The following is a 13,189-nucleotide window of genomic DNA, read 5'->3' as shown; positions in this document are numbered from 1 at the left end:
GACCGTCACAGCATCCGGCGCATCCGCGAGATCTCGCTGGTCTGCTGGGCCACCACGTCGTCGGCCATCTCCTCGATCCGCACGTTGTTGCCCTGCGACTTGACGTCGGTCGCCATGGTGATCGCACCCTCGTGGTGAGTGATCATCAGCGTCAGGAAGAGCTGGTCGAACGCCTCGCCCCGGGCCTCGCGCAGCTTCTCCAGCTGGGTCCCGGTCGCCATGCCCGGCATCGCGGCGTGGTCGTGCCCGCCGTCCGTCTCCTTCTCGCCGTGGGTCTTCAGCCAGCCCCTCATCGCACCGATCTCCGGCCCCTGGGCCGCGGAGATCCGTTCGGCGAGCTTCTTGACCTGGCTGGAGGCGGCCTGCTCCGGCGCCAGCTCGGTCATCTCCAGGGCCTGGGCGTGGTGCTGGATCATCATCCGCGCGTAGGAGACGTCCGCCGAGTTGGGGGAGTCGTCGTCGGCGCGCTGCTTCTGGGCCTCCTCGGCGGAGAGCGTCCGGTTCTCACCGCCCGGCTCGCCGGGAGCGATCACCGAGGGCCCGGCCGCGGCCGCCTTCCCCCCGTCGGTGCCGGACTCGCAGGCCCCGAGCCCGAGTACGGCCAGCGTGGTCAGTGCGGCCGTGACGAGCGACGCGCGGGTCGACGCGGAGCGGAAGGACACAACGACCTCCTGTGGCTTGTTCGTCCCCCTGGGGCAGGGGCGTGGAGCGCCTCGTGCGGCGGAGCACCTCGTGAGTGCGATGACCGTCTTAGCACGCTTCCGCGTGTCACTGATCAAAAAACTTCATCACGAGCCCGTTGCCCCCTGTTGGTATGAGCATGGCGAAGACGATACTGCGGTGGTGCGTGAACCGTTCCGTCGGAACGGACGTAGGGAGGAAACAGTGATCCTGTTGAGCGACCCGCGAACGCGGCGCAGACGCCTGGGAGTCGCGGCGGCCGCCGCCGGTCTCCTGTCCGCGCTGCTCACGGCCGGTCCGGCCGTGGCGACCCCCGACCCCGGGGACGCCCCGGCGAAGTCGAAGGAGGTGTCCAAGAGCGCCCGCGCCGAAGCGCGCGACGCCATCGAGGGCGGCGAGATACCCGGCGTGGACCGGATAGTCCACTCGGACAACATCGAGCACCTGGCCAACATCCCCAAGGACGCGCTGCCCGGCACCAATTCGGACCTGGCCTTCCAGGGCCGGTACGCTTTCGCCGGCAACTACGACGGCTTCCGCATCTTCGACATCAAGAACCCGAAGAAGCCGAAGACCGTCGCCCAGGTGCTGTGTCCCGGCTCGCAGAACGACATCTCCGTCTCCGGAGACCTGCTCTTCCTGTCGACCGACTCCTCGCGCAGCGACAGCAGTTGCAACAGCACCACGCAGCCGGCGACCGAGAAGTCCTCCTGGGAGGGCATGAAGGTCTTCGACATCAGCGACAAGCGGAACCCGAAGTACGTGGCGGCCGTCGAGACCGCCTGCGGTTCCCACACCCACACGCTGGTGCCCGAGCGCAGGAACGTCTACGTCTACGTCTCCTCGTACTCGCCGAACGCCGCCTACCCGGACTGCCAGCCTCCGCACGACGGCATCTCCGTCATCAAGGTGCCCCGCAAGGCGCCCGAGCGGGCGGCCGTCGTGGACTTCCCGGTGCTGTTCCCGGGGGAGGGCCCCGACGGCGGCGGCAACCCGGGCGGCCCGGTCAACCCGGGCGTCTCCAAGACCACCGGCTGCCACGACATCACCGTCCTGCCCTCGAAGGACCTCGCGGCGGGCGCCTGCATGGGCGACGGCATCCTGTTCTCCATCAAGGACCCCGAGCGCCCGAAGGTCATCGACCGCGTCCAGGACAACGTCAACTTCGCGTTCTGGCACTCGGCGACCTTCAACCAGAAGGCGGACAAGGTCGTCTTCACCGACGAGCTGGGCGGCGGCGGCGCCGCCACCTGCAACGCGGAGGTCGGCCCGAACCGCGGCGCCGACGGCATCTACGACATCGTCGGCCGGGGAGACCACCGCGAGCTGGTCTTCCGCAGCTACTTCAAGATCCCCCGCCACCAGGCGGACACGGAGAACTGCGTCGCCCACAACGGCTCGCTGATCCCGGTCAAGGGCCGCGACATCATGGTCCAGGCCTGGTACCAGGGCGGCGTCTCCGTCTGGGAGTTCACCGACTCCGAGCACCCGAAGGAGATCGCCTACTTCGAGCGCGGCCCGCTGAGCACGGAGACCATCTCCACCGGCGGCTCGTGGTCGGCGTACTACTACAACGGCTACATCTACTCGAACGACATCGCCAAGGGCTTCGACGTCCTCAAGCTCAGCGACCGGCGCACCGACCCGGCCAAGCGGGTCCACCTGCGTGAGCTGAACACGCAGACGCAGCCGGACTACTTCGACTGAGCCGGCCGGCCGGGCCCACCGGTCGCGAAGAACCGCGACAGGTCCGTGTCGCACGTCGTCCCGCCGGGCGCCTCGGCGTCCGGCGGGGCACCCAGCCCCCATTCCAGCCGGTAGCGCTTGAACAACTCGGCGCGCAGCACCGGCACGGGCATCGGCACCCCCGGCACCAGGGCGGCGAACACGGCCCCCATCAGCAGCGCCCGCAGCATCGGGTAGTCCCGGTCGACGTCCCGCGAGCCGTGCCGGGCCACGGTGTCCCGCAACAGCTCGGCCAGCCGCCGCTGCTCCGGGCACGGCACGAAACCAACCTCGGCCTGGAGCAGGCCCGCCATGTGCTGGCGCATGAGCACGGGCCGGTCCCGGGCGAGACCCAGGACCGCGTCGATGGCCCGTGCCATCCGCTCCGGCCCCTCGTCGGTGCGCGGCTCGCGCTCCAGGGCCTCCTCCAGCGTGCGGTGCATCAGCCGGTGCACGGCGGACTGCACGAGCTGCCGCTTGCCGGGGAAGTAGTACGAGACCAGACCGCGCGCCGAACCGGCCCGGTCGGCGATGGCGCCCAGGGTGGTCGCCTCGTACCCGTGCTCGCCCACCAGCTCCACCGCGGCATGCAGAAGCCGCTCCTTCGAACGCCTCCGCAACTCTTCATTGACCGAGGCGCTGCGCGGGGACATCCTGTACTCCTGCGTTGACTGGCTGCCAGCCAACTATACTCGGCGCAGACGGACGGGCCCTGTCGGGTCCGCTCCGGCACCGTCTGCCTCGGGCGACACGGGGGATCGTCCGAGGCGGACGGGCGCCGTCCTCGGTTGCCTCGGGCCACCGGCTTGCCGGGCGCGCCGGCGGCGGTCAGCGCACCAGGTCCAGCACCGGCCGCAGCCCCGCCGCGCGCTCGGTCACCGGCAGGTGGTCCACGAAGTGCACGGCGCAACCGAGGGCCGCCGCGCCGCCGTCCGCCCGCCGGTCGTCTCCGACCATCAGCGTCCGGCCCGGCTCGGCCCCGAGCGCCGCGCAGGCGGTCGCGAACAGCCGTGGGTCGGGCTTCTGGATGCCGTGCTCGTACGACAGGACGTACGCGTCGACGTACCGGTCCAGGCCGTGCGCACGGAAGACCGGGCGCAGATCCCAGCCGATGTTGCTGACCACCCCGACGGCGATTCCCCGCTCGCGCAGCGCGCCCAGCACCTCGGCGGCGTCGGGGTAGGGGGTCCAGGCGTCCGGCGTCATGTGCCGGTCGTACAGCACGTCGTGCAGTTCCGGGTCCGGCAGCCGCACCTGCCGGGACAGTCCGGTGTAGGCGGCCCGGTGCAGCCGGGCGCTCTTGTCCCGGACCGCCCATGTCCCGGCGAGTTCCTCCGGTATCCGCGCCGGCGGGGCTCCGCCGGGCAGCGCTCCCGCCTCCTCCAGCGCGCGGGCCGCCGCGGCGAGCTCCGGTCCGGTGAGCGTCGTCCCGGTGCCCGTCAGCGCCCCGCGCAGCCAGGCGTCGGTGGGTTCGATGCGGAAGAGGGTCCCGGAGAAGTCGAACAGTACGGCAGTCATGGGCGGATGCTACGAGGCGACGGTGGACGCGGCGAGGGCCGGGCGCCGGCGTTCTCAGCGGTGACGGCGCTCGTGGACCAGCGCCGCGACGGCCACCACCAGGGCACCCAGGAGCCAGCCCCCCGCGACGTCCGTGGCCCAGTGGACGCCGAGCCACACCCGGGTCACGCCGACGCCGACGACGGAGACCACCGCCACGGCCAGGGCGGTCAGGCGTACGCCGCGGCTGGTGCCGTAGTGGTGGAGCAGCCATACGAGCAGGCCGCACACGAACGTGGCCGTCATGGCGTGCCCCGAGGGGAAGGCCGCGTAGTGCGCGGAGTCCACGGGGTCGGGCCAGACGGGGCGGGCCCGGTCCACGGCCGCCTTCAGCGCCTGCTGCAGCAGGCTTCCGAGCAGACACGTCATCCCCAGCCACACGGCCGTCCACCGGTCCCGGCGCCGGAACCAGAGCCACAACACCACCGCCGCGCACAGCAGTCGCATCGTCCACGTGTCCCACACCCAGTCGGTGAGGATCCGCATGGCGTGCGTGATGCCCGGTTCGTCGACCGCCCAGCGGTGCGTCGTGTCCGCGATGTCGTCGTCCACGCCGACCAGCGGACCCCATTCGAGGGCCACCAGGGTGAGCAGGAGCGCCGAGCACGCGGTCAGTACCCGGGTGACGCGGAGGGCGGTGCGCGGCTGCGGGGGACTGGGCGGGGAGTCGACGGAGGGCGTCTGCATGCTGCGATACTCGCCGACCCGGGCGGTCCGGGGCCAATCCCGGGGCGGTTTCCGCGATGCGGGAGGGGCGTAGCGCCGCGCGCGGGGCTATCCCAGCGCCCGCAGCCCCGGTACGAACGCCACCAGCACCGGCACCACCGGCACCAGCGCGGCCGCCGCCGTCAGTCGCAGCCGGCGGGCGGCCGACAGGCGGTTCGGTGGCGTGAGCAGCCGGTGTACGCGTTGCGGGACATGGGCGTGCGTCGTCGGGCAGGGGCCGAACACACCCCGGTCCTCGTTGAGTTCGACCAGCGCGAGCGCGGTCGTCAGCCGGCCGAAGCGGCGGGAGGCCACGTCGTCGGCGGCGAGTTCCACCAGGCGGTGCATCTCGTCGCGGAACGCCGCGAACACCGGAACCTGCGGGAAGCCGTCCGCCAGGGCGGCCGAGCAGTGCAGCAGCCAGTCGTGCCGCGCCTGCGCGTGCCCCTTCTCGTGCGCGAGCACCGCGTCGAGCTGGCGGCCCTTGAGGCGGCGCAGCGCGGCCGTGGTGACGACCAGCCGCGGGGGAGTGCCGGGCAGCCACCAGGCGTCCGGCCGGTCGCCCTCCAGGACGACGAGCCGGTCCGAGCGGGGCGCCTCGCCCGGCAACAGCGGCGCGCGGTGCAGCAGTTCGGCGCGGCGCCGCCGACGCCGGATACGGGCGCGCGCGATTTCGCGGGCCAGCATGGCGGCGCTCCACAACCCGCCGCAGGCCAGCGCGACGGCGGTGGTGTCCGCCCAGAGTCCGGACGTGCCGAGCGCGTACGCCTCCACCACCGGGCGCGGCGCCGTCGCGAAGACGTGTCCGCCCACCGCGTGCCACGCCGCCGCCGCGCTGAACGTCATCGACAGGGCGCAGCACACGAGTACGGCCGCCACGACGCACTGCCACACCCACAGGGCGACCACCGGTTCACGGTCCGGCCAGTCGGCGCGGGCGAGCAGCCTCGGGGCGAGGACGGCGGTGAGAGCGCCGAGCAGCAGCAGCGCCGCGGGGAGAATCATGGCAGCAGCCTATGAGCGCAGCATCCGCCGCAGTGCGGCCCGCCGCACAAAGTGACGCAGGCAACGATTGCGTCCGGGGTGTGCCGGGTAGCGCCGGGCGTCGTCGCCGGGCCCTCTTGAAGGACGGCTGTCACATGGTCAGCAGCATGGCCAGCATCGCGATGCCCATGGAGAGCCGGCACGCCCGCGCCAGCTCCGGACGGTCGCCCCAGCCGTCCGCCGCGCCGCCCTCCGCCGCACCGTCCCCGGCCGTGCCGTCCCCCGCCACGGCGGCCACCGGCAGCAGACGCACGCCGCTCAGCAGTACATACCCGGTGAAGTAGAGCAGCAGCAGCCCGGTGAGCAGGGGAATCCCGGACGAGCCGTGCGCGTGACCGTGCGCGGACGTGCCGGTCATGACGAGAGCCATGTACACCATGGCCGCGGCCCCGACCAGATGGTGCAGGTGATGACGTCCCGACCGGGCAGCCCACAGGGCGCGCAGCCCGGCGGCGCCGAACACCGCCGCGTAGGCGGGCCAGGCCCAGGCCGGCGGGGTGAACACCGCCGCGGGCACGGCCATGGCGGCCATGCCGAAGCCCATGAGCGCCTCGCCGCCCGCGGCGCGGCGCTGCTCCTCCACACCGCTGCGCATCCGCAGCAGGCAGTACGCGCCGGTCGCCGCGCACAGCGCGACCAGCAGCCACCCCGACGACGTCGGTCCGTGCACACGTGCCTCCCCCGCTCGCGCTTCGACGGCCGCTGCCCGCCGGTCGGTCAAGGACTGCCCGGGCCGTGCGGCGCGCACGCGAGCGCAAGGGAGTACACGAGGGGCATTAGGGGGAGCACGGCCCTTTTTATTTACAGGTAAAACACCTGTTAATCTTTTCGTATGAGCAGTGCGACCCCCACCCCCGGCACCTCACTCGGCCGCCGCCTGTCCCTGACCGGCGTGCTGCGCCTGCGCCGCCCCTCCGAGATCTGGTTCAAGCCCGCACTGAGTTCGGTCGCCGCCGTCGCCCCGCCCAACCTGATCCTGCTGGCGCTCGGCCGGCTCGATCTGGCGATGTACACCATGGCCGGGTCCCTGTGCGCCCTCTACGCCCACAACCGCCCCTACGCCGCCCGGGCCCGCGTGCTGGCCTGGGTCGTCGTCGGCATGCTCGGTGGCGTCGCCGTCGCCCTGGTGACCGCCTCGCTCACCCGCGACGCGGTCGTCCTGGTCACGGTCGGCGCCCTGCTGGCCGCTGTCCACAAGGCCCTGTGCGACGCCACCCGCGTCGGCCCGCCGGGCAACGTGGTCCTGACCTTCATCAGCTCCGCCGCCCTCTTCGTCCCGCAGACCTTCGGGCAGATCCCCGGCCACCTGGCCCTGGGCGCCGCCGCGGGCGCCTGGGCCTGGATCGTCGGCATGGCACCCGCCCTCGTCCGCCCGCACGGCCCCGAGCGCCGGGCGACCGCCCAGGCGCTGAACGCCGCCGCCGCGTACGCCGGCACCCGGGGCACCGGCGACGGCCACACCGCGGCGCGCGCCGCCGGGTACGCCGCCGTCCAGGCCGCCTGGCAGACGCTGCTTGCCCTCCCGGCCACCGGCACCCGCGCCACCACCCGGCAGGCCCTGGAACGCCTCGTCGTCCGCGCGGAGGTCGCGCTCGCCGCACCCGCCGACACGGACCCGGAGCGCCTGCGTGACTGGGCCCGCGCCCTGCGCGGCACCGGCCGCGTCCCCCGCACCGGCCCCACTGAGGGCGCCGCCGACGAACTCCTCGGTGTCGACACCGAGCTCGCCGCGCCCCCCACCCCGCTGTGGCGGCGACTCGGCCCGCTGGGCCCGATCGCCCTGCGCACCGCCCTCGGCTGCGCCCTCGCCGGCTACGCCTCCCTCGCGCTCGGCATCGGCCGCCCGTACTGGGCCCTGGTCACCGCCGCCGCCCTCTACCAGGCCAACATGACCCTGACCTGGAGCCGGGCCGTCCAGCGCGTCGTCGGCAACGTCGCCGGGGTGCTGGTGTTCGCCGCCATCGCCCCGCTGGCGCACCTCGGGCAGGCTCTGCTGGTCCTGTTCTGCCTCGCCCTCAACTTCGGGGCCGAGGCGCTGATCACCCGCAACTACTGGCTCGGCAGTGTCTGCGTGACGCCGATGGCGCTGCTCATCACCGAGTTCGCCCGGTACCAGCAGCCCGGTGAGCTGATCACCGAACGCGTGGTGGACACCCTCGTCGGCGCCCTGGTCGGCTTCCTGGCCGCCGTCGCCGTCACCAACCGGCGCGCCGGCAGCCGGGTCGGGCAGGCGGTGACCGCCGCCGACCGCGCCCGCGAGCACGCCGCCCGCCTCCTGGCGGAGCCCGACCCGGCCCCCGGCGCCCTGGAGGCCGCCCGCCGGGGCCTGGCCGCCGCCCTCACCGACCTGCGGGCCACCGTCGACGCCGCGGCCGGCGAATGGTGGGGGCGCGCGCTGCCCCAGGAGAGGGTCGTGCTCGCCGAGCAGGCCGGACACCGTACGCTCGCCGCAACGGTGCGACGCCGGCAGGCGCGTCCGGACCGGGAAACGGGTACGAGAACGGAGGACGTACGGCCATGACCGCAACCGACGGGGGATCGGCGACCGGGGGCGACGCGAGGGGCGGACCGGGCGGGGACACGGTCGCCGCGGTCGTACGGCAGTGGCGGGCCGTGCACCCCGGACTCGACACCGGGCCGATGGAGATCATCGGCCGCATCAACCGCTGCGCCGCCCTCCTCCAGCAGGCCGAGGACGCCCCGCTGCGCCGGGCCGGGCTCACTCGCGCCGAGTTCGACCTGCTCGGCGCCCTGCGCCGCACCGGGCACGAGCTGACCCCCGGCGACCTGGCGCGTGAGACCTTCTCCTCCGGCGCCGCCGTCACCAAACGCCTCAAGCAGCTCACCGAGCGCGGACTGGTGGAGCGGCGCGGCGACACCCGCGACCGCAGGGTCGCCCACGTCCGCCTCACGGACAGCGGCCGCGACCTGGTCGACGGCATCCTGCCCGAACAGCTCGCCTACGAGTCCGCCGTCCTGTCCGGCGTCGACGGACCGGACCAGGAGGAACTGGCGGCACTCCTAGGGGCGCTGCTGGGCCGGCTCGAGAGCAGGCCGCAGGCACTGCGGGTCTGAGGCGGTCCGGGGTCGCCGGACCGCCGTCGGCCGCCGAGTCCGACGGGAGTCCGGCCCCTGCGAAGCGGAGGCGGGCCCGGCGCCCGCCGCCGTGCGCGGTCGGCCGGCCCGAAGGCCCCGCGTCGCCCCCGGCAGGGCTCAGCGCTCGTCGCCCGCCCGGTACACGCCGAACATCGCCCCCTGCGGGTCCCGCAGCACCGCGATGCGCGGTCCGTCCGGAGGGGACGTCGGCTCCATGAGCACGGTGCCCTCGCTGTCGGTCGTGTCGACGGCGGCGGTGTCCACGTCCGCCACGGCGAAGTACGGCAGCCAGTGGGCGGGCACCTCGTGCGGGAACTTCTCGTCCATCGTCACCATGCCGCCGAAGTCCGCGCCGTCGATTCCCCACTGCGGATAGCGGTCCGACGCGGACACGCTCCAGCCGAAGACCGTGGTGTAGAAGTCGGCGGCCCGGCCGGGCTCCCGGGTCAGCAGCTCCACCCAGCCCAGCGCGCCCGGCGCGTTGAACAGCCCCGCGCCGGGGAACGACCGTGCCTGCCACAGCTGGAAGACCGCGCCGCCCGGATCGGCGGCCACGGCGAACCGGCCGGAGTCGAAGACGTCGACGGGCCCGTGCAGGACCGTTCCGCCGGCCGCCGTCACCTGCCGCACGGCGGCGTCCGCGTCCCGGACCGCGAACGACACGTTCCAGGCGACCGGCTGCCCCTGCTGGTACAGCGGCGTCAGGGCGGCGACCGCCGCGTCGCCGAGACGGGCGATCGTGTAGCCGCCCGCCTGCTGCCGGGAGTCCGTCCCGGGACGCCAGCCGAACAGCTTGGTGTAGAAGCGCTTGGCCGCCACCAGGTCGCTGGTCCCCAGCTCGGCCCAGCAGGGCCCGCCGGGCACCGGTTCGTGGAGCTTCATCGCGTGAGGCGTCCTTCCACTCGGCCGCGGACCGTCCGTCCCCCTCCAGCACGCTAAGGCCGGGCCCGGACCGCGGCCATCCGGCGCGTACCGGCCGGTGGCTCAGATCCCGGGCCGGTAGCGCAGCGGATGGTCCGCGGGGATCTCCACCAGCACGATCTGTGTGCCGTCCGGGTCCGCGATCCACATCTCCACCAGCCCCCACGGCTCCCGCACCGGCGGCCGCACGATCCCGACGCCCTTCGCGCGCAGTTCCTCGTGGGCCGCCGCCGCGTCCTCGACCTGGAGCCACAGCTTGAGGGCGGGAGTCACGGGTGCGTCGGCGCGGCCGGAGACCTCCAGGAAGCCGCCGCCGAGGAAGTACACGGTGCCCCGCTCCGGTCCGGTGCCGAACTCACGGTGGACGGCGAGACCGAGCTGTTCGCCGTAGAAGGCCCGGGAGCGGTCGGGGTCGGTGGGGCGGAGCAGGGTTCGGCTGCTGAGTACATGCACCATGCGGACCGACCCTACTGGCAGCGTTACTCTCATCGGTGCCCCCGCCGCGCCGCAGAACGCACGCGCCCCAGAACGCACGCGCCCGAGAACGAACCGGAGACGCCCCAAGATGGACACCACCGCCGGCCGACTGACCTACCGCGACGCCACCGACTACGACGTGGACGAGATCGTGGCGCTCATAGAGTCCGCGTACCGAGGCGATTCCAGCCGGGCCGGGTGGACCACCGAGGCGGACATCCTCCAGGGGCAGCGCACGGACCCGGAGGGCGTGCTGGAGGTGATCAAGTCGCCGGACAGCCGTCTGCTGACGGTCGAGCGGGACGGCGGGATCGTCGCCTGCTGCCAGCTCGAGCACCGTGGTGCGCACGCCTACTTCGGGATGTTCGCCGTCAGCCCGGCGCTCCAGGGCGCGGGTATGGGCAAGGAGATCATCGCGGAGGCGGAGCGGCAGGTCCGCGAGGCGTGGGGTGTCACGGAGATGCACATGACCGTCATCTCCGTGCGGGAGGACCTGATCGCCTGGTACGAGCGCCGCGGCTACCGCCGTACGGGAGAGACGACCCCGTTCCCGTACGGCGACGAGCGCTTCGGCATCCCGCAGCGCGACGACCTCCGGTTCGAGCTGCTGGTCAAGCCGCTGGTGTGAGCCTCAGGCCGTGAAGCGGCCGGTGCGCTTGATCTCCGGGTAGTCGGTCGTCGCGCCGTCGAGCCCCAGGGCGCGCACCAGCCGCAGGTGGTCCTGGGTGTTCACGGTCCAGGAGAAGACCCGCAGACCCGCCTTGCGGGCGCGCCGCACGATCTCCAGCGTGATCCGCTCGATGTCCAGGCAGAGGGTCCCGGCGCCCGCCGCCACGGCCCGGTCCACGACCTCGGGACCGTAGTACTGCGCGACCAGCGCGGTCCGTACCCCCGGCACCAGCCGGGCGATCTCGACGATCGCCTCGTCGTGGAACGAGATGACCTCCACCCGGTCCACCAGGTCCCGCCGCAGCATCACCTCGGCGAGCGTGCGCGCGGCCGCCACGTCCTTGATCTCGGCCTGCAACGGCGCCGAGACCGCGTCCAGCACCTCTTCGAAGACCGGGATCCGCTCCCCGCGGCCGGCGTCCAGCGCCCGCAGCTCCTCCAGGGTCTTGTCGGCGATCGCGCCGGTGCCGTCCGTGGTGCGGTCCACGTCCGCGTCGTGCATGACGACCAGCGCGCCGTCCTTGCTCAGGTGCAGGTCCAGTTCGACGACGTCGAGGCCGGCCCGCTCGGCGGCGACGAAGGAACGCAGGGTGTTCTCGGGTTCGACACCCATCGCTCCGCGGTGCCCGATGGTGAGGAAGTTCAAGGCTCGACTCGCTTCCGTAGACGGCGGCGATGGCAGGGCGCAGCCTAACGGCCCTGCCGGACCGTTTCCCCTCTGCCGCGCTGGGTATACGGAATCCGGCATCCCGCAGGAAAAAATGCGGTGAAGCCCCGGGTCCGGCAGGATAATTTGCGGAGGTCCCCCTTGAAGGGAGGAACCTCGTATGCATACGGTGTCCTGACGCGAGCTTCTCCCGTGGAGGATGGGACATGACGGAAATTCTTGTGCAGGTGGGTGCGGAGGAGAAGGTTCCTCCGGTGAGCAGGGTGGTCGAGCACCCGGCATGGCCCGTGCTCAAGGATGCCGTGGAGCGCATCCGGCCCTGGCAGTCCAAGGACGGGTCGATCGACTTCGACGCCGAGGGCGCCCCGGAGCGGGCCGCCGCCGAGGACGCCGTACGTCGTGTCGCGGGCGCCGTCGAGGAGCTGTCCCCGCTGCTCCCGCACGACCGCGCCTACCACGAGGCCCTGCTGAGGGACCTCGGCCGCTGGGCCGACGGCGGCTTCGAGGTGCCCGACTTCCTCGACTCGCTGCTGGCCTTCCAGCCCGCCGCGGGCCGCGCGGACGGCCTCCAGCACCTGGTCGTCTTCCCGATGTACACGCAGAACGGCAACCCGGACCGCAACCTCGAAGCGGTCGTGCTGCGCATGGTCTGGCCCGACTGGCTGGCCGAGCTGGAGCGCACCCGCTACGACAACCCCCTGTTCTGCGGCATCACCTTCGAGGACTTCACGGCCGGCTACGACACCAACTCGGCCGTGCTCTTCCCGGAGACCATCGCCGTGCGCGAGGCCCCCGAGCGCTTCTCCTGGGGCGGCATCTTCTGCGACCGCGAGGCCGCCCGCTTCCGCCGCGTCACCGACGCCGCCGTCGGCATCCTGGGCCTGGAGCTGCCCGACGACGTCGCCGCCATGGTCCACGACCAGAAGCGCTGCGAGGAGGCCTTCGTCCTGTGGGACATGGTCCACGACCGCACCCACAGCCACGGCGACCTGCCGTTCGACCCGTTCATGATCAAGCAGCGCCAGCCGTTCTGGATGTACGGCCTGGAGGAGCTGCGCTGTGACCTCACCGCCTTCAAGGAGGCCGTGAAGCTGGCGGACGACGGCGTCCCGCAGGCCCGCGACGTGCAGTACGCCGTCCTCTTCGACCGCATGTTCCGCTTCCCGGTCACCGGCGAGCGCGTGCGCAACTACGACGGGCTCGGCGGCCAGCTCCTCTTCGCCTACCTGCACAAGCACGACGTCGTCCGCTGGACCGACAACAAGCTCTTCATCGACTGGCAGCGCGCCCCGCAGGTCACCAACCAGCTCTGCGCCGAGATCGAGACGCTCTACCGCGACGGCATCGACCGCCCCAAGATCGTCCACTGGTTCGCCGGTTACGAGCTGGTCTCCACCTACCTCGCCCCGCACCCGGGCTCGAAGTGGGCGAAGGGTCCCGACGCCCTCGACCTGACCCTGCCGCCGCGCAAACTCGTCGACGACGTGCTTCCGGACGAGTTTCCGCTGAGCATGTTCTACGAGGCCCTGTCCAAGAAGCTGAAGAACGTGATCGCCTCCACCAAGGGCATCACGGCCTCGGCGGACGGCGCCGAGCGGGCCGCCGCGTGAGCGACGGCACCGGTGGGCAGGAACAGGCACGGCAACA

General features: G+C 72.7%; 14 protein-coding genes. 5 read left to right on the top strand and 9 right to left on the bottom strand.

Annotation, left to right across the window (positions count from 1 at the left end):
- Positions 1–5 precede the first annotated feature (5 nt).
- A complete protein-coding gene (locus M6G08_RS29700; protein WP_272590192.1) occupies positions 6–662 on the bottom strand; it encodes a DUF305 domain-containing protein in 657 nt (218 codons plus the stop codon).
- A 223-nt stretch (positions 663–885) separates the two neighbouring features.
- On the opposite strand from M6G08_RS29700, the gene M6G08_RS29695 reads away from it, so the two are divergent.
- On the top strand, positions 886–2,388 hold the full coding sequence (locus tag M6G08_RS29695; RefSeq protein WP_272590191.1) for an LVIVD repeat-containing protein: 1,503 nt from the start codon (positions 886–888) through the stop codon (positions 2,386–2,388).
- Here M6G08_RS29695 and M6G08_RS29690 read toward each other — a convergent pair.
- The 5 genes from M6G08_RS29690 to M6G08_RS29670 form a co-directional block, all read right to left on the bottom strand.
- Positions 2,376–3,059: a TetR/AcrR family transcriptional regulator gene (locus M6G08_RS29690; protein ID WP_272590190.1), complete on the bottom strand. Its 684-nt coding sequence runs from the start codon at positions 3,057–3,059 to the stop codon at positions 2,376–2,378. The two genes, M6G08_RS29695 and M6G08_RS29690, sit on opposite strands and share 13 nt — an antisense overlap.
- Positions 3,060–3,234: 175 nt before the next feature.
- On the bottom strand, positions 3,235–3,924 hold the full coding sequence (locus tag M6G08_RS29685; protein ID WP_272590189.1) for an HAD family hydrolase: 690 nt from the start codon (positions 3,922–3,924) through the stop codon (positions 3,235–3,237).
- A gap of 54 nt (positions 3,925–3,978) precedes the next feature.
- Entirely contained in the window at positions 3,979–4,650 is a 672-nt protein-coding gene (locus M6G08_RS29680) for a phosphatase PAP2 family protein (RefSeq protein ID WP_272590188.1), read from the bottom strand.
- An 87-nt stretch (positions 4,651–4,737) separates the two neighbouring features.
- Entirely contained in the window at positions 4,738–5,673 is a 936-nt protein-coding gene (locus tag M6G08_RS29675; RefSeq protein WP_272590187.1) for a M56 family metallopeptidase, read from the bottom strand.
- A 130-nt stretch (positions 5,674–5,803) separates the two neighbouring features.
- Entirely contained in the window at positions 5,804–6,382 is a 579-nt protein-coding gene (locus tag M6G08_RS29670; protein WP_272590186.1) for a DUF5134 domain-containing protein, read from the bottom strand.
- A gap of 162 nt (positions 6,383–6,544) precedes the next feature.
- On the opposite strand from M6G08_RS29670, the gene M6G08_RS29665 reads away from it, so the two are divergent.
- A complete protein-coding gene (locus M6G08_RS29665; RefSeq protein ID WP_272590185.1) occupies positions 6,545–8,233 on the top strand; it encodes an FUSC family protein in 1,689 nt (562 codons plus the stop codon).
- On the top strand, positions 8,230–8,787 hold the full coding sequence (locus M6G08_RS29660) for a MarR family winged helix-turn-helix transcriptional regulator (protein ID WP_073731208.1): 558 nt from the start codon (positions 8,230–8,232) through the stop codon (positions 8,785–8,787). The genes M6G08_RS29665 and M6G08_RS29660 overlap by 4 nt, the downstream gene beginning before the upstream one ends.
- A 138-nt stretch (positions 8,788–8,925) precedes the next feature.
- Here M6G08_RS29660 and M6G08_RS29655 read toward each other — a convergent pair whose 3' ends face one another.
- Both M6G08_RS29655 and M6G08_RS29650 read right to left on the bottom strand, forming a co-directional pair.
- A complete protein-coding gene (locus M6G08_RS29655; RefSeq protein ID WP_272590184.1) occupies positions 8,926–9,690 on the bottom strand; it encodes a VOC family protein in 765 nt (254 codons plus the stop codon).
- Between the two features lie 102 nt (positions 9,691–9,792).
- Positions 9,793–10,185 (bottom strand): VOC family protein, encoded by a 393-nt coding sequence (locus M6G08_RS29650; protein ID WP_272590183.1) that lies wholly within the window; start codon positions 10,183–10,185, stop codon positions 9,793–9,795.
- A 109-nt stretch (positions 10,186–10,294) separates the two neighbouring features.
- On the opposite strand from M6G08_RS29650, the gene M6G08_RS29645 reads away from it, so the two are divergent.
- Positions 10,295–10,834, top strand: a complete 540-nt coding sequence (locus M6G08_RS29645) for a GNAT family N-acetyltransferase (protein WP_272590182.1) — start codon at positions 10,295–10,297, stop codon at positions 10,832–10,834.
- A 3-nt stretch (positions 10,835–10,837) separates the two neighbouring features.
- Here M6G08_RS29645 and M6G08_RS29640 read toward each other — a convergent pair whose 3' ends face one another.
- On the bottom strand, positions 10,838–11,521 hold the full coding sequence (locus M6G08_RS29640) for a glycerophosphodiester phosphodiesterase (RefSeq protein WP_272590181.1): 684 nt from the start codon (positions 11,519–11,521) through the stop codon (positions 10,838–10,840).
- A gap of 227 nt (positions 11,522–11,748) precedes the next feature.
- Here M6G08_RS29640 and M6G08_RS29635 point away from each other — a divergent pair, with 227 nt between their 5' ends.
- Positions 11,749–13,152, top strand: coding sequence for a DUF6421 family protein (locus tag M6G08_RS29635; RefSeq protein ID WP_272590180.1), 1,404 nt, complete (start codon positions 11,749–11,751; stop codon positions 13,150–13,152).
- The last annotated feature ends 37 nt before the right edge of the window (positions 13,153–13,189 follow it).

Origin of the sequence: Streptomyces sp. M92, from assembly GCF_028473745.1 — a bacterium.
GTDB lineage: Bacteria > Actinomycetota > Actinomycetes > Streptomycetales > Streptomycetaceae > Streptomyces.
This window is presented reverse-complemented; position numbering and strand designations above follow the sequence as displayed.